At 64.0% G+C, this 17976-nt stretch carries 17 protein-coding genes; 15 read left to right on the top strand and 2 right to left on the bottom strand.

Annotation, left to right across the window (positions count from 1 at the left end; translation table 11 throughout):
- Positions 1–42: 42 nt before the first annotated feature.
- Positions 43–1728: an ABC transporter permease gene (locus tag ACE3OO_RS00955; RefSeq protein ID WP_374298781.1), complete on the bottom strand. Its 1686-nt coding sequence runs from the start codon at positions 1726–1728 to the stop codon at positions 43–45.
- Between the two features lie 170 nt (positions 1729–1898).
- On the opposite strand from ACE3OO_RS00955, the gene ACE3OO_RS00950 reads away from it, so the two are divergent.
- The 4 genes from ACE3OO_RS00950 to ACE3OO_RS00935 all read left to right on the top strand — a co-directional run bounded on the left by ACE3OO_RS00950 (position 1899) and on the right by ACE3OO_RS00935 (position 6211).
- Positions 1899–2165, top strand: a complete 267-nt coding sequence (locus ACE3OO_RS00950) for a hypothetical protein (protein WP_374298778.1) — start codon at positions 1899–1901, stop codon at positions 2163–2165.
- Positions 2166–2167: 2 nt separating this feature from the next.
- Complete coding sequence (locus ACE3OO_RS00945) at positions 2168–3982, top strand: tetratricopeptide repeat protein (RefSeq protein WP_374298775.1); 1815 nt, start codon at positions 2168–2170, stop codon at positions 3980–3982.
- Positions 3979–4668 (top strand): NnrU family protein, encoded by a 690-nt coding sequence (locus ACE3OO_RS00940; RefSeq protein ID WP_374298773.1) that lies wholly within the window; start codon positions 3979–3981, stop codon positions 4666–4668. The genes ACE3OO_RS00945 and ACE3OO_RS00940 overlap by 4 nt, the downstream gene beginning before the upstream one ends.
- A gap of 76 nt (positions 4669–4744) precedes the next feature.
- On the top strand, positions 4745–6211 hold the full coding sequence (locus ACE3OO_RS00935; RefSeq protein WP_374298770.1) for a PLP-dependent aminotransferase family protein: 1467 nt from the start codon (positions 4745–4747) through the stop codon (positions 6209–6211).
- Here the strand turns inward: ACE3OO_RS00935 and ACE3OO_RS00930 are convergent.
- Positions 6184–6864: a pyridoxamine 5'-phosphate oxidase family protein gene (locus ACE3OO_RS00930; RefSeq protein WP_374298768.1), complete on the bottom strand. Its 681-nt coding sequence runs from the start codon at positions 6862–6864 to the stop codon at positions 6184–6186. The genes ACE3OO_RS00935 and ACE3OO_RS00930 overlap by 28 nt on opposite strands.
- 178 nt (positions 6865–7042) lie before the next feature.
- Here ACE3OO_RS00930 and ACE3OO_RS00925 point away from each other — a divergent pair, with 178 nt between their 5' ends.
- The 11 genes from ACE3OO_RS00925 (at position 7043) to ACE3OO_RS00875 (ending at position 17954) form a co-directional block, all read left to right on the top strand.
- Positions 7043–7696, top strand: a complete 654-nt coding sequence (locus ACE3OO_RS00925) for a LysE family translocator (RefSeq protein WP_374298766.1) — start codon at positions 7043–7045, stop codon at positions 7694–7696.
- Positions 7693–8649 carry a succinylglutamate desuccinylase/aspartoacylase family protein gene (locus ACE3OO_RS00920; protein ID WP_374298764.1) on the top strand — a complete coding sequence of 319 codons (957 nt, stop codon included), beginning with the start codon at positions 7693–7695 and terminating at the stop codon, positions 8647–8649. The genes ACE3OO_RS00925 and ACE3OO_RS00920 overlap by 4 nt, the downstream gene beginning before the upstream one ends.
- A 220-nt stretch (positions 8650–8869) precedes the next feature.
- Positions 8870–10489: an ABC transporter substrate-binding protein gene (locus ACE3OO_RS00915; protein ID WP_374298762.1), complete on the top strand. Its 1620-nt coding sequence runs from the start codon at positions 8870–8872 to the stop codon at positions 10487–10489.
- A 68-nt stretch (positions 10490–10557) separates the two neighbouring features.
- Positions 10558–11544, top strand: coding sequence for an ABC transporter permease (locus tag ACE3OO_RS00910; protein WP_374298759.1), 987 nt, complete (start codon positions 10558–10560; stop codon positions 11542–11544).
- Positions 11541–12476: an ABC transporter permease gene (locus ACE3OO_RS00905; RefSeq protein ID WP_374298758.1), complete on the top strand. Its 936-nt coding sequence runs from the start codon at positions 11541–11543 to the stop codon at positions 12474–12476. The genes ACE3OO_RS00910 and ACE3OO_RS00905 overlap by 4 nt, the downstream gene beginning before the upstream one ends.
- Before the next feature lie 13 nt (positions 12477–12489).
- Positions 12490–13470 (top strand): ABC transporter ATP-binding protein, encoded by a 981-nt coding sequence (locus tag ACE3OO_RS00900; protein ID WP_374298755.1) that lies wholly within the window; start codon positions 12490–12492, stop codon positions 13468–13470.
- Positions 13463–14503 carry an ABC transporter ATP-binding protein gene (locus tag ACE3OO_RS00895; RefSeq protein WP_374298752.1) on the top strand — a complete coding sequence of 347 codons (1041 nt, stop codon included), beginning with the start codon at positions 13463–13465 and terminating at the stop codon, positions 14501–14503. Before ACE3OO_RS00900 ends, ACE3OO_RS00895 begins: the two co-directional genes overlap by 8 nt.
- 189 nt (positions 14504–14692) lie before the next feature.
- Positions 14693–15529, top strand: a complete 837-nt coding sequence (locus tag ACE3OO_RS00890) for a universal stress protein (protein WP_374298749.1) — start codon at positions 14693–14695, stop codon at positions 15527–15529.
- Between the two features lie 131 nt (positions 15530–15660).
- The gene (locus tag ACE3OO_RS00885) at positions 15661–16497 is read left to right on the top strand and encodes a universal stress protein (RefSeq protein ID WP_374298746.1); all 837 of its coding nucleotides are present in this window, start codon (positions 15661–15663) and stop codon (positions 16495–16497) included.
- Between the two features lie 6 nt (positions 16498–16503).
- Entirely contained in the window at positions 16504–17337 is an 834-nt protein-coding gene (locus tag ACE3OO_RS00880) for a universal stress protein (RefSeq protein WP_374298743.1), read from the top strand.
- A gap of 62 nt (positions 17338–17399) precedes the next feature.
- Positions 17400–17954, top strand: coding sequence for an isochorismatase family protein (locus ACE3OO_RS00875; RefSeq protein ID WP_374298738.1), 555 nt, complete (start codon positions 17400–17402; stop codon positions 17952–17954).
- Positions 17955–17976: the final 22 nt, after the last annotated feature.

Here is a 17976-nt window from a genome sequence, read left to right as displayed (position 1 = left end):
CGCCTTGCGATGCTTGGCGGGCCGCCTGGTCACTGTCTAGCGTTACTTTTCACCGGGGCGCGAACGGGCCACGGCGGCATGCAGCCAGATTACGGGAATGAGGCTGACCACGACAATGATCAGCGCGCCGGTCGATGCCTCGCCCAGCCGCTCGTCGCTGGCGAGCTGGTAGACCCGTACCGCCAGGGTATCGAAATCGAACGGGCGCACGATCAGGGTGGCGGGCAGTTCCTTCAGCACATCCACGAAAATCAGCATGGCGGCGGTCAGCAGGCTGCCGCGGAGCATCGGGGCATGCACCCGCCGCACCACGCCCAGCGGCGTTTCGCCCAGCACACGGGCGGCCTGGTCCAGGCTGGGCCGGATGCGGTGCAGGCCGCCATCCACGGTGTTGAAGGCCACGGCCAGGAAGCGCACCAGATAGGCATAGAACAGGGCAACCAGGCTGCCGCTCAGCAGCAAGCCGGGTCCTGAGCCGAACGTGGCCTCGGCCCAGCGGTTGATGGCGTGGTCGAAGGTGGCGAGCGGCAGGATCACGCCGATGGCGATCACCGAACCGGGCACGGCATAGCCCATGGTGGAAAGCTGGATCAGCCAGCTGGTCATGCGTCGCGGCACCAGGCGGTTGGCATAAGCCAGTCCCAGGGCCGCCACGATCAGCAGCACGGCCGCCAGTCCGGCCAGGATGAAGCTGTTCGTGGTGAAATCAGCCAGGCGGGCGTAACCGATCTGGTCGCCTTCGCCGATCGCGAGATGCAGCAGCCAGCCGGCCGGAATCCCAAAGCCAAGCAGGATCGGCAGCAGGCAGGCCAGAATCGCCAGAATGGCACGGCCGGGCGGCAGCGGCCGCAACGGCAGCGGGCGGGTGCGCGCCGAAGTATGGTGGAAACGTTTGGCCTGCCGGCTGGTGCGTTCCAGCATCACGGCCGCCAGCACGAAGATCAGCAGCACGCCAGACAGTTGCGCCGCTGTCGTGACATCGCCCATCCCGAACCAGGTGCGATAGATCGCGGTGGTGAAGGTGGGCACACCAAGCCAGCTCACGGCACCGAAATCGGCCAGGGTCTCCATCAATACCAGCGCCGCGCCGCCGGCGATCATCGGACGCGCCAGTGGCAGGGCGATGCGCCAGAACCGCGCCCACGGCCCCAAACCCAGCGTTCGGCCGACTTCCAGCACGCAGATCGACTGGTCGAGGAAAGCGGCGCGCGCCAGCATGAAGACATAGGGATAGAAGCTGACAATGAAGAGCGCGACGGCCCCCTGCAGCGACAGGAAGTCGGGGAACCAGTAGTCGCCGCGCTGCCAGCCGAACAACTGGCGCAAGCCGCTCTGCACCGGGCCGGCGAATTGCAGCAGATCGCTGTAGACGAAGGCGCTGACATAGGCCGGCATGGCCAGTGGCAGGAACAGCGCCCAGGCCAGCCAGCGCCGGCCGGGAAATTCGGTCATCGTCACCAGCCACGCGCAACCCGTGCCGATTGCCACGGCGCCCCCGCCAACGCACACCATCAATACGACGGTGTTGAGCAGCATTTCTGGCATGACTGTGGTGAAGAGGTGCCGCCAGACTTCGCCGGCCGGCTGGGCCAGATTGACCAGAATGGCGAGGATGGGTGCCGCGATCGCCAATGCCAGCAGGGCGGCGAATACGATCCACAGCCGGCCATGACGCAGCCCGGCAGGGGATGCGGCGGCGATCATTGGAGAGGCGGCGGTATCGGTCACGCGGTCAGGTCGAATGATGACGGAAAGAATGCCCTGCTTACGTCATTTGCAAGGCATTCGCAAATGCCGGGCCGTCGCAGGTCGGTCGCCGGAGTGGAAATGGCTGCATTGCGGAATTGCTCCCCGTGGGCAGCTTTCCTATTCTGGCCGGGCAGGCACAGGAGGGGCGGATGGCAGACGGCGCGCGGGGTCTTCGCAACGGGCAGGTCAAACCGACCGATGCCCAGATGCGATATCTGCGCCGTGGTCTGCGCCAGGCCGGCGGCAAACTGCCCCTGTTCGATGAACACGGCCAACAGATCAGCACCCATACCATCGTGTCCTGCATCAAGGCCGGTTGGGCCGAACCGTGGTTCGAGAACCCGATCAAGCCGGACTGGCTGGTCTGCAAACTGACGCCGCAGGGCAGGGCCTTATTCGATATCCCCGGGCGTTGATCATGCATGCTTTCAGACCGGCGCGGGCTGTTGTGCTTGCGCTGCTTTCCGGCAGTCTTGCCGCAATGGCACCTGCCTTGGTGCAGGCGCGGCCGGATGACCGTTTTTCCGCCCCGCATGATGCGCCGGTTGGGCCTGTGGCGGCTTTCCCGGAACTGCTGCGGCAGGCAGAGGCGGGGGAAGCCGGGGCCCAGTTTCAGGTTGGACTGGCCTATCAACTCGGACTCGGCGTCGCGCGCGATCTGCCGGCTGCCCGGCAATGGTTCGAGCGTGCGGCGGCGCAGCAGCATTCCCGCGCCCTGACCGGCCTGGGATTCATGCGGCTGATCGGTCAGGGCGGGCCGCAGGATCTGCCCGGCGCCGAACAGGCGCTGCGCCAGGCCGGCGAGCGCGGCGAGGCCACGGCCTGGGCCAATCTCGCCGAACTGATCCTGGAATACCGTCCGGCCGAAAAGGCCCAGGCCATTGCGGTGCTCGAGCGCGCGATTGCCGCCGGCGCGGTGAATGCGCGGTATCGCCTGGGACGCGTGCTGGTCGAGGGGCGTGTGGTCGATGCCGACGAGGCGCGCGGCATTGCCTTGCTGAACGAGGCTGCTGACCAGGGCAATCCGCCTGCCCAGAGCTATCTTGCCGGCCTGATTCTGGAAGGCAATGCTGCGGCAGGCACGCCTGAACGGGGACTGGATCTGGCGCGACAGGCCGGGAAGGCAGGGCTGGCCGAAGGGCTGAATCAGTTGGGTCTTTATCATTTGCACGGCATTGCGACGCCGCGCGATGCGGCGCAGGCGGCGACGCTGTTCCGGCAGGCCGGCGAACTGGGCAACAGCACGGGCTGGCTCAATCTGGCCGAAATGCATGAAACCGGACAATTGGGGCAGCCTGATGAGGCCGAGGCCCGGCGGTTGGCAATCCGGGCCGCCGATGAAGGGGATTTGCGCGGCGCCGACATGGCGGGACGGATGCTGTTTCGCGGCGTGGGCGGCCCGCGCGATCCTTTCGCCGCGCGACCCTATCTGGAGCAGGCGGCCGAGGCCGGCTTCGCCAATGCGCAGAACTATCTGGCGATGATCCTGTTCAACGGCCTGGCCGGTCCGGTGGAACCTGCCGTCGCCATGTACTGGTGGGAAAAGGCGGTCGCCCAGGATCACCCCGCCGCCACCAACAACTTCGCCACCTACCTGGCCACTGGCCAGGGGGGCCGCGCGGCCGATCCGGCCCGCGCCCGGGCATTGATCACCCGGCAGGCCGGGAAAGACTATGGGCCAGCGCAGTTCCGCCTGGCGCTTTGGCTTGAACAGGGCTGGGGTGGCATCGCCAAGGATCTGCCTGCGGCCATCGGCTGGTTCCGCCGCGCTGCCGAAAACGGCCATGCCGCCGGTGCCTTCAAATATGCCGGCTATCTTGAAGCCGGGGAGGGTATCGCCGCCGACCCATCTGCGGCCCGGCACTGGTATGCGATAGCTTCCGGCCGCGGCAATGCCGATGCGCAATTCCAGATGGCTCGAATCCTGTTCAACGGCGATGGCGTGCCGGCCGACCCGGCGGCGGCCGATGGATGGCTCCGGCGCGCCGCCCGGCAGGGCTACCCCCATGCCCTGCTAGTGCTGGGCGAGCAATATGCGCGTGGCGAGGGCCGGGCAGCGGACCCGGCCATGGCCTGGGCCCATCTGCGTCTGGCCGAAGAGATCGGCATGGCGGAGGCCGGTGGCGGCCGACGATTTATCGAGGCCCGACTGGTCCCGGCCGAGCGGGCCCGGGCGATCGCCCTGTTACAGCAACTGGCCGGTGACATCCGGCGGGAAAGAGAGGACGAATGACTGACCTTGCCCTGGCGGCCCTGGCCTGGGTCCTGCTGCATGTCGTGGTCGCCGGTCCGTTGCGGCCGGCGCTGGTTGGCCGGCTGGGTCTGCCTGCCTATCGTGGGTTGTTTTCGGTTCTGAGCATCGTTGCGCTGACGGCTTTGATCTGGACCTATCGGGAGGCACCTTACGTTGAGTTCTGGGCGACCACCTCGGCCGTTTCTGCCGTGCCCGTGGTGGTCATGCCGGTGGCCCTGTTGCTGCTGGTCGGCAGCCTGAGGCCCAATAATCCAACCTCGGCCGGACCTGACATGCTGAAGCGTGGCAAAGGGGAGGAACTGCCTGTCCGGGGTTTCACCAAGATCACCCGGCATCCCATGCTGTGGGCATTCAGCCTCTGGGCCGCCTCGCACATGATCGCCAATGGCGATCTCGCAACCCTGCTTCTGGCGGGCGCCATCCTGGTTACGGCGGTGAACGGGATGTTTTCGATCGACCGCAAGCGCGCTGCGACTTTTGGCGAGAGTTGGAAAAGGTTTATCGCAAAAACCTCAATTCTGCCTTTCGCTGCGGTGCAGGCTGGCCGGGTGAAACTGCGATTCAGTGATATTGGATGGGTCAATATTCTTGGAGCTGCAGCGCTTTATGCAATCTTTCTGTGGGCACATGCAATATTGTTCGGTGTTCCGGCATATCATCCATAATCAAGATCATAAAAAATGAAATATACATTTAAAAATATATATTTAAATAAATTAAATAACTTAAAAAGTTAGATAAATGGCACGTCGCGCCGCAGGTCGGTTCGTCGGCTGGTTCCGGCCAGACCGGGACAGCAGCAAAGGGACGCTGCAGGACCAGCTATATGCCGCTATCCGGCAGGCTGCCCTGCAGGGGGAACTGTCTGCCGGCGAGCGGCTGCCATCCAGCCGTGCGCTGGCCGCCGATCTGGGCCTGGGGCGGAATACGGTGGTGGCCGCGATCGAGCGCCTGGTGGCGGAGGGCTATCTCACCAGCCGGCGTGGCGCCGGATTGTTTGTGGCTGCCGACCTTCCCGCCGAGGGTGTTGCCCGGGCTCCGGCAGTTGGCTCGCCAGCACGCCCCCCAATCCTGTCGCGGCGGTCTGCCGCGGCACCCGGGTTGCACGCAGAAGGCGAGTCCGACGTATCGCGGCCCTTTGCCCTGGGGGCTGCGGCCCTAGATGCCTTCCCTCTGGAAACATGGCGGCGGCTAGCGGTACAGACCCTGCGCCGCCGGCCTGCCGACCTTCTGGGTTACGGTGACCGGCGCGGGCTGCCGGCCCTGCGCCGGGCCCTGGCTACCTATCTGGCCGACAGTCGAGGCGTGGTCTGTTCGCCGGAAACCATTGTGATCGTTTCGGGCGCCCAGCAGGCGCTGGACCTGATTGCCCGTCTGCTGCTCGATCCGGGCGATGCCGTGGTCGTTGAGGATCCGGGCTATGTCGGCGCCCGGGATGCTCTGGCCAGCGCCGGTGCGCGGCTGGTTCCGATCGCCGTCGACGATCAGGGCCTGGATCCGGCCCTTCTGGCCGCTATCAATCCGGCTCCCAAACTTGCGATGCTGACCCCATCGCATCAGTTCCCGTTGGGCATGACCCTGCCCGTGGCGCGCCGGCTGGCGCTGCTGGCCGAGGCGAGGGCCCGCGGCATCTGGATCGTCGAGGATGATTACGACTGCGAATACCGCTATGGCGGTCCACCGTTGCAGTCGTTGCAGGGGCTCGATGGTGGCGAACGTGTGCTGTATGTCGGCACCTTCAGCAAGGTGCTCTTTCCCGGCCTGCGGCTGGGCTATGTCGTCCTGCCAGCGCAACTGGTCGACGGTTTCCTGCGCCTGAAGGCGGCGGCTGACGGTTTCTCGCCGGGCTGGCCGCAGACCATTCTGGCCGAATTCATCGCCGAGGGGCATCTGGTCCAGCATATCCGGCGCATGCGCGTGCTGTATCGCCGCCGCCGCATGGCTTTGCTGGCCGCCATCCAACGCCATGCCGGCGATCTGTTGCTGCCGCGTCTGTCGGAAGCGGGTCTGCATGTTGCCCTTGAATTCCGCGACGGCCGCGACGACAGGATGGCGGCTGCGGCGGCGCAGGCGGCTGGACTGGTTGTCGCCCCGCTATCGCGCTATGCCGTGGCGCGACGCCTCAGTGGCCTTCTGCTCGGCTTCGCGGCTTTTCCGGAAGCCGAGCTGGAGGCGGCGGTTCAGCGGTTGGCCAGGGCCCTGAGATAGCCGGGCAGGGGCGTGCCGGCGGCCAGTTGCGGGTCGGGTTCCGGCGTGGCGAACCCGGTCTTGAAGGGCAGCACGCCGGCCCAGGCCGGGATCGCCATGTCTTCGGCATCGTCCTTCGGCGGCCCGCGGCGGATTTTCGCACTGGCCTCATTGAGCGGCATGCGCAGGACCATGGTCGCCTTGAATTCCTGCCTGTTCGGCCCGCGGATTTCGGCCCAGCGGCCGGGCGCCAGCCTTTCGGTGAAGGCTTCCAGGGCGGCCATCTTGTGATCGTCGGATACCTGTTCGAAATGCCCGAAGGCCACCACCGAACGGTAGTTCATCGAATGATGGAAAGCCGAGCGGGCCAGCACCAGACCATCCAGCAGGGTGACGGCGACGCAGGCTGGCGTGCCTTGAGCCAATATCATGGCCATGCGGCTTTTGGTCGACCCATGGATGTAGAGATAGTCGCCCTCGCGCCAGTAGGCGGTGGGGATCACGATGGCCTGGTTATCCTTGCAGAAGGCGACATGGCAGACATACCCGGCATCCAGCACGGCGTGCACGGTGTCGCGTTCATAATGGCCGCGATCGGGAACGCGCTTGACCCGGCTGCGCGGGCTGGGGGCGGCGGATTTGGCTGAAATGGGCTTTGTGGTCAGTTTTGACATCGGGAACGGCATCTCCTTGGTGCCGTTGGGATTATCCTTTATCCGGAACCATGGTAAGTGCCAGTTTCAGCAATAGTTATGGTGCCAGAAAGAAGGCGTGCTTGGTTTACCTACCGTGTCCGTCATGCTACAGCGCGGAACCTCGTTCTGGTTGGTCAGATTACGGAGTGCGGAGACGGTGTGGGATATCCTGCTGATGCTGGGCAAGGGCGCGCTCGCGGGATTCATCATTGCCGCTCCGGTCGGGCCGGTCGGCGTGCTCTGCGTCCAGCGCACCCTGCATCGGGGCAGGCTGGCCGGGCTTTCCGCCGGTCTGGGAGCCGCGCTGGCCGATGCGTTGTATGGCTGCATTGCCGCTTTCGGCCTCAGCCTGATCTCACGCTGGCTGCACGATCATGAAATCGCGTTCCGGCTTGGCGGCGGCGCCTTCCTGATCTTCATGGCCTGGCGCATGCTGCGTGCGGCCGTGCATCCCTCGCCCGAGGTCGCCGCCGCGCCGCTGCATGGCCGCGACGGTCCGATCACCGGCCTGGTCTCCACCTTCATCCTGACGGCCACCAATCCGATTACCATCGTGGCCTTCCTGGGAATCTTCGCGTTCTTCGGCATCGGTTCGCTCGGACTGTCGCAGGCCATGGCGGCCTGGCTGGTGTTGGGCGTGTTTGCCGGCTCGTCGATCTGGTGGCTGTCGCTTGCCGCGCTGGCCGGCGCTTTCCGCCGCCGGCTTGGCAATGGCGGGCTGCGCTGGATCAACGGCCTGTCGGGCCTGCTGATCCTGGGCTTCGGCCTGTACGGGATTGGCAGTGTCGTGTGGTTGAAAGGATTGCAATGACGGATCAGCACGCGGCCCTGCCGCCCATCGAACTGCTGCCGAAAGACATCTCGGCTTATCGCCAGGGCAACCGGGGCGTCGACTACGTTCATACCTTCGATTCCGGCCGGCCAGGTCCGCATGTCATCGTGAACGCCCTGACCCATGGCAATGAGTTCTGCGGCATGGTGGCCGTGACGCATCTGCTGGAGCAGGGCATCCGTCCGCTGCGCGGCAAGCTGACCCTGGCCTTTGCCAATGTGGATGCCTATCACCGCTTCGATCCGGCGCGGCCGTTTGAGTCGCGTTTCGTCGATCGCGATTTCAATCGGGTCTGGGATATCGACACCCTGGAAGGCCCCGACGAGACCGTGGATGTGAAACGCGCCCGTGCGCTGCGCCACATCTATGCCGAAGCCGATGCCCTGCTGGACATCCATTCGACATCCTATGCCGTGCCGCCGATGCTGATCCACGAGCGCATGGCCAAGATCGAGCCGTTGACCCGTCATCTGCACGCGCCGCTGCATCATGTCATGCTGCAGGGCGTCAAGCATCCGGGGCGCCCGCTGATCCAGTATGGCGCCTTCGGCGATCCGCAGGCGATGCCGGTCGGACTTGTGGTCGAATGCGGCCAGCATTTTGCGCGCACGAGCGGTGACATCGCGATCGGCGTCACCATGCGGTTTCTCGATTTCTACGGCATGGTGCCGTCGTCTCTTGCAGCGCAATATCCGCCCGAGACCGGCGAGCCGAAACGCTACGAAATCATGGAAATTCTGCTGGCGAAAACCGAGCAGTTCCGTTTTGCGGCCCCCTTCATCGGTTTCGAGGACCTGCCGGGTGGCGCCCTGATTGCAACCGATGGTGACGAGGAAATCCGCGCCCCGGCGCAGGGCTGCACGCTGATCATGCCGGCTCGGCGCGTCATCAAGGGCAGGGATGTGGTGTCACTGGCCCAGCGGCTGAGCTGAACGCTCGGGCTGAACCACTTACCCCAAAGGTTTGCGGCCATGCCTTAAGGGCATGCAGCCGGCCGATTTTTTCAGCATGATGTTTTTACAGTCAGGTGTAGACGTATATACGTTTACGGCCCTATGATCCGGGCAACCTGCGGCCCTGCAAGGCGGCAGTATTACATACCGGTCCGGCAAACGGGCCATATTCTTCGTTTGGGAGAAGGACAAGGGGACGATGCAACGAGGCAAGTTCTTCAAGGCGGCTCTGGTCGCCGCAGTGGCCACCGTGGCTCTGCTTGGCGCGCAGCCAGGTTCGGCCAAGACTTTCAAGTGGGGCAATGACGGCGACGTCAGCTCGATGGATCCCTACGCCCGCAACGAGACCTTCCTGTTGACCTTTATGGCCAACATCTACGAGCCCGTGGTCCGTCGCGATCGCAACCTGAAGCTCGAGCCGTCGCTGGCGGTGAAGTGGAGCAACCCGAGCCCGACCCTGTGGCGCTTTGAACTGCGCCAGGGCGTGAAGTTTGCCGGCGGCGAGACCTTCTCGGCCGACGACGTGGTGTTTTCCTACAACCGTGCAATGGGCAAGGGCTCGAATCTGGGCGGCAACTTCACGTCGGTGAAGGAAGTCCGCAAGGTGAGCGACTTCGTCGTCGAAATCGACACCAAGTATCCGGACCCGCTGCTGGCCGACAAGCTGGCGCTGATCGGTATCATGTCCAAGGCCTGGGCCGAGAAGAACAATGCCCAGTTCGCCGCCGACATGACCAAGAACGAAGAGAACTTCGCCACCCGCAACTCCAACGGTACCGGCCCCTTCGTGGTCAAGGTGCGCGAGCCGGACGTGCGCACGGTTCTCGAGCCGAACAAGGGCTGGTGGGACACGCCGGAGCATAACCTGACCGAGGTTATCTTCCAGCGCGTCGCCAACGATGCCACACGCGTGGCTGCGCTGCTGTCGGGTGAGATCGACATGATCTACACCGTGCCGCCGCAGGACGTGGAGCGCATCCGCAAGACTGCGGGTCGGCGCATCATCGAAGGTCCGGAAACCCGTATCGTGTTCCTCGGCTTCAACCAGCAGCTCGACGAGCTGCCGGACTCGAATGTCAAGGGCAAGAACCCGTTCAAGGACAAGCGGGTGCGCGAAGCCTTCTATCGCGCCATCGACGTTGAGGCGATCAAGCGCACTGTCATGCGTGGCCAGTCGCGTCCCAGCGCCCTGATGGTGGGGCAGGGCCTGAATGGCTACGACAAGGACCTCGACGTGCGTCCGAAGTTCGACCCCGAACTGTCGAAGAAGCTGCTGGCCGAGGCCGGCTATCCGAACGGCTTCGAGGTCGGGATGGATTGCCCGAACGACCGCTACGTCAACGACGAAGCGATCTGCCAGGCGTCGGTCGCCATGCTGGCCAAGGTCGGCATCAAGGTGAACCTGCTGGCCCAGACCCGTTCGAAGTACTTCGCGAAAATCCTGCGCACCGCGTCGGATATCGAGAAGTCGCCGAACACCAGCTTCTACATGCTGGGCTGGTCGCCGGCCGCGACCTATGACGTGCACAACGTCTTCGAGTCGCTGATCCAGAGCCCGAGCGCCAAGTCGAAGAAGGGCCTGTTCAATGCCGGTGGTTACTCGAACGCCAAGTTCGACGAGCTGTCCGACAAGGTTGAGCAGGAAACCGACGTCGCCAAGCGCAATGCGATGATCAAGGAAGCCACCAAGATCTATCTGGACGACTATGCCTATATCCCGCTGCATCAGCAGTATGTGGTATGGGCGTCGAAGGACAACATCGATCTGGTGCAGCCGGCGGATAACTACTTCCCGCTGCGCTTCGTCAAGGTCAAGTAAGTCTGTACTTCTCATAACGGTCGGCCCGGGCTCTGCGCCTGGGCCGCATCCGTTAGGGACATGCCCCCATGATTGCTTTTATTGTTCGCCGCCTCGTACAGGCCGCGCTGGTGATGCTGGCGGTTGCCTTCATCGCTTTTGCGATGTTCAATTTTGTTGGTGACCCGGTCATCAACATGGTCGGCCAGGACACTCCGGTCGACGAGATCATCGAACTCCGCAAAACCCTGGGCGTGGATGATCCGATGCCGATCCGCTTCGGTCGTTTCGTCGTCAATGCCGTTCAGGGCAAGTTCGGACTCAGCTACCGGACGACCGAACCGGTCGCCCGCATGATCACTGATCGCCTGCCAGCGACGCTAGAACTGAGTTTCATCGCCATGATCATCGCGCTCGCGGTAGGCATACCGATGGGCGTCTTTTCCGGTCTCTATCCGCATCACTGGCTCAGCCGCGGCATGATGACGGTTTCCCTGATCGGCATCTCGCTGCCGACTTTCCTGATCGGCATCCTGCTGATCCTGATCTTTGCCGTGCTGCTTGGCTGGCTGCCCAGCTTTGGCCGCGGCGATGTGGTCAAGCTCGGCTTCTGGAGTACCGGCTTCCTCACCATCTCGGGCTGGAAAGCGGTCATTCTGCCAGCCATCACGCTTGGCCTGTTCCAGATGACCCTGATCATGCGCCTGGTGCGGTCGGAGATGCTGGAAGTCCTGCGCGCCGACTACATCAAGTTCGCCCGTGCGCGCGGACTCACCAATCGCGCCGTGCATTTCGGCCATGCCCTGAAGAACACGCTGGTGCCGGTGATCACCATCACCGGCCTGCAGCTTGGCTCGATCATCGCCTTCGCGATCATCACCGAGACGGTATTCTCGTGGCCCGGCGTCGGCTTGCTGTTCCTGCAATCCGTGCAGGCCGTAGATATTCCCGTGATGTCGGCTTATCTGGTCATGATTGGCCTGTTGTTCGTGCTGATCAACCTGGCCGTCGATATCCTTTATTTTGTTGTGGACCCGCGGCTTCGTGGCCAAGGGGCCAAGGCGGGTGCGAAATGATGCTGCCCACCGCGCGCGTCATCGAATTCTGGCGCAACGCCGCCGACAGCGACATCTTTTGGAGCTTCAAGCGTTCCAAGCTGATCATGCTGTCGGCTCTCATCGTCGTGGTGTTTTTCCTGGCCGCCTTCGGTGCGCCCTGGCTGGCCCCGCATAACCCGTTCGACCTGGCGTCGCTGGAACTCTCGGATGCCTTCAAGCCGCCATTCTGGGAAGAGGGGGGCGAGGCCAAATACATTCTCGGCACTGATGACCAGGGCCGCGACCTGCTGTCCACCATCATGTATGGTTCCCGTATTTCCCTGGTGGTGGGGTTTCTGTCGGTCATCTTTGCCATGGTTCTTGGCATCGGCCTGGGGCTGGTCGCCGGCTATATGGGCGGCGGCATAGATGCCTTCATCATGCGGGTCGCCGACGTGCAGCTGTCTTTCCCGGCGATCCTGATCGCACTGCTGGTCGACGGCGTCACCCGTGGCATTCTGGGCGAGGCAAGGCATTCCGACTTTGCCGAAGCTGTTCTGGTTGTGGCTATCGGCCTCAGCTACTGGGTGCAGTATGCCCGCACGGTGCGTGGCTCGGTTCTGGTCGAGAAAAACAAGGAATACGTGCAGGCCGCGCGTGTGATCGGCTTGCCCGGACCGCTGATCGCGATCCGCCATGTGTTGCCCAATGTGCTGGGACCGGTTCTGGTGATCGCCACCATCAATCTGGCGCTGGCGATCATCACCGAAGCGACGCTCAGCTTTCTTGGTGTTGGCCTGCCGCCGACCGAGCCTTCGCTTGGCACGCTGATCCGCATCGGCAACGATTTCCTGTTTTCGGGCGAATGGTGGATCACCATTTTCCCCGGCACCGTACTGGCGGCTCTCGTTTTGTCGGTCAACCTGTTGGGCGACTGGCTGCGTGACGCCCTGAATCCCAAGCTTAGGTGAGGAGCGTGCTATCATGAGCAGCCCCAAGCTTCTCGAAGTCCGTAATCTGCGCGTCGAGTTCCCCACCCGGCGTGGTACGCTGGTCGCCGTCGATGACGTATCCCTCGACATTGCCGCTGGCGAGGTGCTCGGCGTGGTGGGCGAGTCCGGCGCTGGCAAGTCGATGACCGGCGCCGCCATCATCGGCCTGCTGGAGCCGCCGGGTCGCATTGCCGCCGGCGAAATCCGTCTCGAAGGCCGTCGCATCGACAACCTGCCGTATTCGGAAATGCGCAAGATCCGCGGCCGGCAGATCGGCGCCATTTTCCAGGATCCGCTCACCAGCCTCAATCCGCTCTACAAGGTGGGCGACCAGCTGGTCGAGACAATCCTGACCCATCTGCCGCTCAGCCACGCCCAGGCGCGCGATCGCGCGGTGAAACTGCTGGAGGATGTAGGCATTCCCTCGGCGGCCGAGCGTATCAATGCCTATCCGCATCAGTTTTCCGGCGGTATGCGCCAGCGCGTGGTGATCGCGCTGGCATTGGCGGCCGAACCAAAGCTGATCATCGCCGACGAACCGACCACGGCGCTCGACGTTTCGATCCAGGCGCAGATCATCCAGTTGCTCAAGCGTCTGTGCCGCGAGCATGGTACGGCGGTGATGCTGGTGACCCACGATATGGGCGTGATCGCCGAAACCGCCGACCGCGTCGCCGTGATGTATGCCGGCCGCATCGCCGAGATCGGGCCGGTGCAGGATGTGATCAAACGGCCGCACCATCCCTATACCGTGGGCCTGATGGGCGCGATCCCGGCCATGGGCCACAAGGTTGAGCGCCTGACCCAGATCGATGGCTCGATGCCGCGGCTGAACGCCATTCCGAAGGGTTGCGCTTTCAATCCGCGCTGCCCCAAGGCTTTCGACAAATGCTATCATGATCGCCCCGAGCCGATGCCTGCCGGCAAGAGCCAGGCAGCTTGCTGGCTGGTGAAGGAGCCGGCCCATGTCTGAGAACCGGAAGAAAAGCGTTCCGATGCTGTCGGTGAAGGCTCTGCGCAAGGTGTTCGACGTCTCGGCGCCGTGGCTCAACCGGCTGCTGGAAGGCAAGAGCAAGAGCCTGGTCCGCGCCGTGGACGGCGTCAGCTTTGAGATCAACAAGGGTGAGACTTTCAGCCTTGTGGGCGAGTCCGGCTGCGGCAAGTCGACGGTCGCACGCCTGATCGTCGGCCTGTACGAACCCAACGGCGGTTCGATCAACTTCGAAGGCGTCGAGCTGTCTTCGGCTGCGGATCGCGCGCGGCACCAGGATATCCAGGGCCGCATGCAGATGATCTTCCAGGATCCTTATGCGTCGCTGAATCCGCGCTGGCGCGTGGGCGATATCATCGCCGAACCCATCCGTTTCCGTGGCCTGTTGAAAGACAAGGCCGCCATCGACAAGCGGGTGGGCGAACTGCTCAGCCAGGTTGGTTTGTCTCCGGTTGATGCGAAGAAATATCCGCATGAATTCTCCGGCGGCCAGCGCCAGCGTATCTCGATCGCCCGAGCCCTGGCCGGCGAACCGGAATTCCTGGTCTGCGACGAGCCGACCTCGGCGCTCGACGTTTCGGTGCAGGCGCAGATCCTCAACCTGATGAAGGACCTGCAGCGCAAACTGGGCCTGACCTATCTGTTCATCAGCCACAACCTGGCCGTCGTCTATCACGTCTCCGACAAGGTCGGTGTGATGTATCTCGGCCGCCTGGTGGAATGGGCCGATACGCATACGCTGTTTAGCCGCCCGCTGCATCCCTATACGCGCATGCTGCTGGATGCGATCCCGGATCTTGATATGACCGGTCGTGCCCGCACGCCGGTCGCGGGCGAAGTGCCCAGCCCGCTCAATCCGCCGTCCGGCTGCAGCTTCCATCCGCGTTGTCCGTTGGCCAACGAACGCTGCAAGCGTGAAGCGCCCAAGAGCCTGACGGTCGAGGGCGGGGCAGTGGCCTGCCACGCAGTGGAAGAGGGGCGTCTGCCGCCCTGGAAGGCCCAGGCGGCCGCCTGACCCTGCCCAATTAACGGATTGCCGTGATGCGGCCGCGCTTGTAACGGTGCGGCCGCATGCCTACACTTGTTATGCGGGCCGTCGATGCCCGTCATGCAGTCGTCAGCGGCGCAAGCCGATACCACCTTCCGATAACAGGCCCGCCGCCGGGGGATACAGCGGTTGGGCTCAGAACAAGGAGGCCGGGCGATGAGTTACCGCGATATAGTCGTTCATCTGACTCTCGATCCGCGCAATGCTGCGCGCATCCAGCTTGGCATCGGTCTGGCACGCCGCTTTGGCGCGCGGATCAGCGGGCTGTATACCGTGCCGCCGCCGAACGTGCCCTATTACATGGGCGAGTATATTCCCACCGAACTGATCCAGAAGCAGATGGACGAGGCACAGAAGGCTTCGGTCTCGGCCCATACCGAATTCATGTCGACCTGCGCCAGTGCGGGTGTGGAGCATCGCTGGCTCAGCAGCGAACTGGCGCCGGTGGAGGCGCTGCGGCTCACCGTGCGCGCCAGCGACATTGCCATCGTTGGCCAGCCCGATCCCAATCCGTCTGATCCGTCGTCCGTTCCCTACGGCACCGATGTTCTGCCGCATGAACTGGCCCTGCAGGCCGGCCGGCCGGTGCTGGCTGTGCCGCATGGCGGTCCGGTCCCGGAGATCGGCCGCCGCATCCTGGTGGCGTGGAATGGCAAGCGCGAGGCGACGCGCGCTCTGCATGATGCGATGCCGCTGCTGCGCAGCGCGGAGACAGTGCATCTCGTCACCGTCGGGCCCGAACGCAAGGGCCGTACATTGCTGGCCGAGGTGACCGAGCATATGCAACGGCACGGCCTGCGCCTGGAAACCGCTATCGTCGATCCTGCCGGGCAGAAGGTCGGCACGGCCCTGATGGCCGAAGCCCAGAAACGCCAGGCTGATCTGGTGGTGATGGGGGCCTTTGGTCATTCGCGTTTGCGCGAGATGGTCTTTGGTGGCGTCACCGAAACGATCCTGTCCGGCATGTCGCTGCCTGTGTTGCTGAGCAATTGAGGGCTTGCGGCAGACCCGCCGCCAACGGACAATCTGGTTGATGCAGGTCAATGCCCCGCACGCATTGCGGGTTAGGCTGCAATCATGACCGGGTGAACCCGGCAGTTGATGTCAACCGGAAGAGGGCGCTCATGGCCATTCGCGATATTCTTGTTCATCTCTCGGAAGATCCGCGCAACAGCGCCAAGATCGATGCGGCCCTGCAGATTGCCCAGCGTGATGGCGCGCATGTGACGGCGCTTTATACCCTGCCGCCGCCCCAGCATCTCTTCTACATGGGCGAATACGTCCCGCCCGAATTCTATCAGCGTCAGATCGACGAGGCCCGCGCCGCTGCGAAGAAGGCCAAGGGCGAATTCGAAGCCGCGGCAGCCAAGCAGGGCGTTGGCGTCGAATGGATCGAAAGCGAACGTCTGCCGGTAGATGCGATCGAAACCTATGGCCGCGCCTTCGATCTGCTGGTGCTGGGCCAGCCCGATCCCGATCCGGAGAACCCGGTACTGGTTCCTTCGGGCATGGATGTGCTGCCGCATGACATTTCGTTGCGCGCCGGGCGTCCGATCCTGGCCGTGCCCTATGCCGGCAGTTATCCGAAAATCGGCCGCCGGGTGATGGTGGCCTGGAATGGCAGCCGCGAAGCCACGCGCGCCGTGCATGATGCCCTGCCGTTCCTGACCAAGGCCGAGCATGTCACCGTCTATGGCATCAATGCCGACCGCAGCCGCGGCACGCCCGGCGCCGAACTGGCCCGCCATCTGGCCCGCCATGGCGTGAAGGTGGATGTGGCCAATACGGTGGTCGAGGACATGGAAGCGGGCGAGGCCCTGCTGTCGGCGGTGGCCGACCGCAGCATCGATCTGCTGGTGATGGGCGCCTATGGCCATTCGCGCATGCGCGAGGTGGTGTTCGGCGGCGTGACCGAGACCATCCTCTCGTCGATGACGGTTCCGGTTCTGCTCAGCAATTGATCATTCATGTCTGCCGTGGTCTATCGCGACATAGCGGTTCATATCGGGGTTGATGCCGGCAACGAGTTGCCGGCGCAACTTGCCTACGCCACGGCCCTGGCTGCCGGCTGCGGCGCGCATCTGGCCGGCTTGTTCAACCGGCCGGCCCTGCCGCTGGTCCGGCATTACATGCCGCCCGAGGTGATCGCCCACCACAAGGCGGAATGCGAACGCGCCGCAGTGAGGGCCAGGCAGCTTTTTGATGCAGCCGTGCAGGCCCAGGGCGTCTTGGCCGAGTGGTATGACATGCCGGGCTCGGCGCTGGAGACGGTGCTCATGCAGGCCCGGGCCAGCGACCTGCTGCTGCTGTCTGGCGTGGTGCCAGGCGACAAGACGGCACGATCCTATGACCGCGAGACGCTGGCCGACGAAGTTGTGCTGGCGCTCGGACGGCCCGTTCTACTGCTGCCCGGCGAGCCGAAACCGGGCATGCCGAAAAACGTCCTGATCGGCTGGAATGGCAGCCGCGAGGCCAGCCGCGCCGTGCATGACGCCTTGCCGCTGCTGCTGCAGGCAACCAAGGTGACGATCCTGTGCGTCGATCCCGGTCGCAAGCATGGTCTGCCCGGCGCCGAACTGGCTCGCCATCTGGCGCGACAGGGCGTGGTGGCCGACCTGCTGATCCGCGACGGCCATGATCGTGATGCGGGCATGATGCTGCAGCAGACGGCCTGGGACACCAAGGCCGACATGGTTGTCATGGGGGCCTACGGTCATGGCCGGCTGCGTGAAACGGTGCTGGGCGGTGCCACCGCGCATATGCTCGCCGAGGCCAGCTTGCCGGTTTTGTTCAGCCACTAGACCGTAAGTGGCCGTGCGGCATTTGCCGTAATGATAGCGGCGCACTACATTGGGCGGACCCGATGGATTCCGCCATGTTGCTTGCCGCGCCTGAAACCCAGCTTCTTGTGATCGACATCCAGGCCCGGCTGTTGCCGGTGATGCTGGATGGCGCGCGCGTGATGCGCCAGGCCGGTATTCTGCTGCAGGCGGCGCGGCGGCTGGCCATTCCGGCGCTGATCACCGAGCAATATCCGCAAGGGCTGGGTCCTACAATGCCGGAAGTGATGGCCGAGGCCGGGGATGTACCGGTGCTGGCCAAGATGCATTTTTCGGCCGCCAGCGACCCTGCCATCCGCAGCCGTATCGAAGCGGCAAACCGCCCGCAGATCGTGATCGCCGGGATCGAGGCGCATGTCTGTGTGTTGCAGACGGCCTTGACCTTGCGGGAGGCCGGCCGCCAGGTTGCCGTTGTTGTCGATGCGGTATCTTCGCGTCATGCCGACAGCGTATCCGTGGCGTTGCAACGCCTGCAGGCGGCAGGCGCGGAACTCGTCACCACCGAAATGTGCCTGTTCGAATGGCTGGGCAGCGCGGCGCATCCGGATTTCAAGAGCCTGTCCCGCCTGATCAAGTAATCTGAAACGAAAGGATGCCGCC

The sequence above is a fragment of the Ferrovibrio sp. genome, from assembly GCF_041906005.1.
In the GTDB taxonomy this organism is placed as follows: Bacteria; Pseudomonadota; Alphaproteobacteria; order Ferrovibrionales; family Ferrovibrionaceae; genus Ferrovibrio.
The sequence above is the reverse complement of the archived record's forward strand: the minus strand, read 5'-3'. Positions and strand labels throughout refer to the sequence as shown.

Coding starts and splice junctions, on each gene's coding strand:
- ACE3OO_RS00950 (WP_374298778.1), top strand. CDS start 1,899: ATGGCAGACGGCGCGCGGGGTCTTCGCAACGGGCAGGTCAAACCGACC.
- ACE3OO_RS00945 (WP_374298775.1), top strand. CDS start 2,168: ATGCATGCTTTCAGACCGGCGCGGGCTGTTGTGCTTGCGCTGCTTTCC.
- ACE3OO_RS00940 (WP_374298773.1), top strand. CDS start 3,979: ATGACTGACCTTGCCCTGGCGGCCCTGGCCTGGGTCCTGCTGCATGTC.
- ACE3OO_RS00935 (WP_374298770.1), top strand. CDS start 4,745: ATGGCACGTCGCGCCGCAGGTCGGTTCGTCGGCTGGTTCCGGCCAGAC.
- ACE3OO_RS00930 (WP_374298768.1), bottom strand. CDS start 6,864: ATGTCAAAACTGACCACAAAGCCCATTTCAGCCAAATCCGCCGCCCCC.
- ACE3OO_RS00920 (WP_374298764.1), top strand. CDS start 7,693: ATGACGGATCAGCACGCGGCCCTGCCGCCCATCGAACTGCTGCCGAAA.
- ACE3OO_RS00915 (WP_374298762.1), top strand. CDS start 8,870: ATGCAACGAGGCAAGTTCTTCAAGGCGGCTCTGGTCGCCGCAGTGGCC.
- ACE3OO_RS00910 (WP_374298759.1), top strand. CDS start 10,558: ATGATTGCTTTTATTGTTCGCCGCCTCGTACAGGCCGCGCTGGTGATG.
- ACE3OO_RS00905 (WP_374298758.1), top strand. CDS start 11,541: ATGATGCTGCCCACCGCGCGCGTCATCGAATTCTGGCGCAACGCCGCC.
- ACE3OO_RS00900 (WP_374298755.1), top strand. CDS start 12,490: ATGAGCAGCCCCAAGCTTCTCGAAGTCCGTAATCTGCGCGTCGAGTTC.
- ACE3OO_RS00895 (WP_374298752.1), top strand. CDS start 13,463: ATGTCTGAGAACCGGAAGAAAAGCGTTCCGATGCTGTCGGTGAAGGCT.
- ACE3OO_RS00890 (WP_374298749.1), top strand. CDS start 14,693: ATGAGTTACCGCGATATAGTCGTTCATCTGACTCTCGATCCGCGCAAT.
- ACE3OO_RS00885 (WP_374298746.1), top strand. CDS start 15,661: ATGGCCATTCGCGATATTCTTGTTCATCTCTCGGAAGATCCGCGCAAC.
- ACE3OO_RS00880 (WP_374298743.1), top strand. CDS start 16,504: ATGTCTGCCGTGGTCTATCGCGACATAGCGGTTCATATCGGGGTTGAT.
- ACE3OO_RS00875 (WP_374298738.1), top strand. CDS start 17,400: ATGGATTCCGCCATGTTGCTTGCCGCGCCTGAAACCCAGCTTCTTGTG.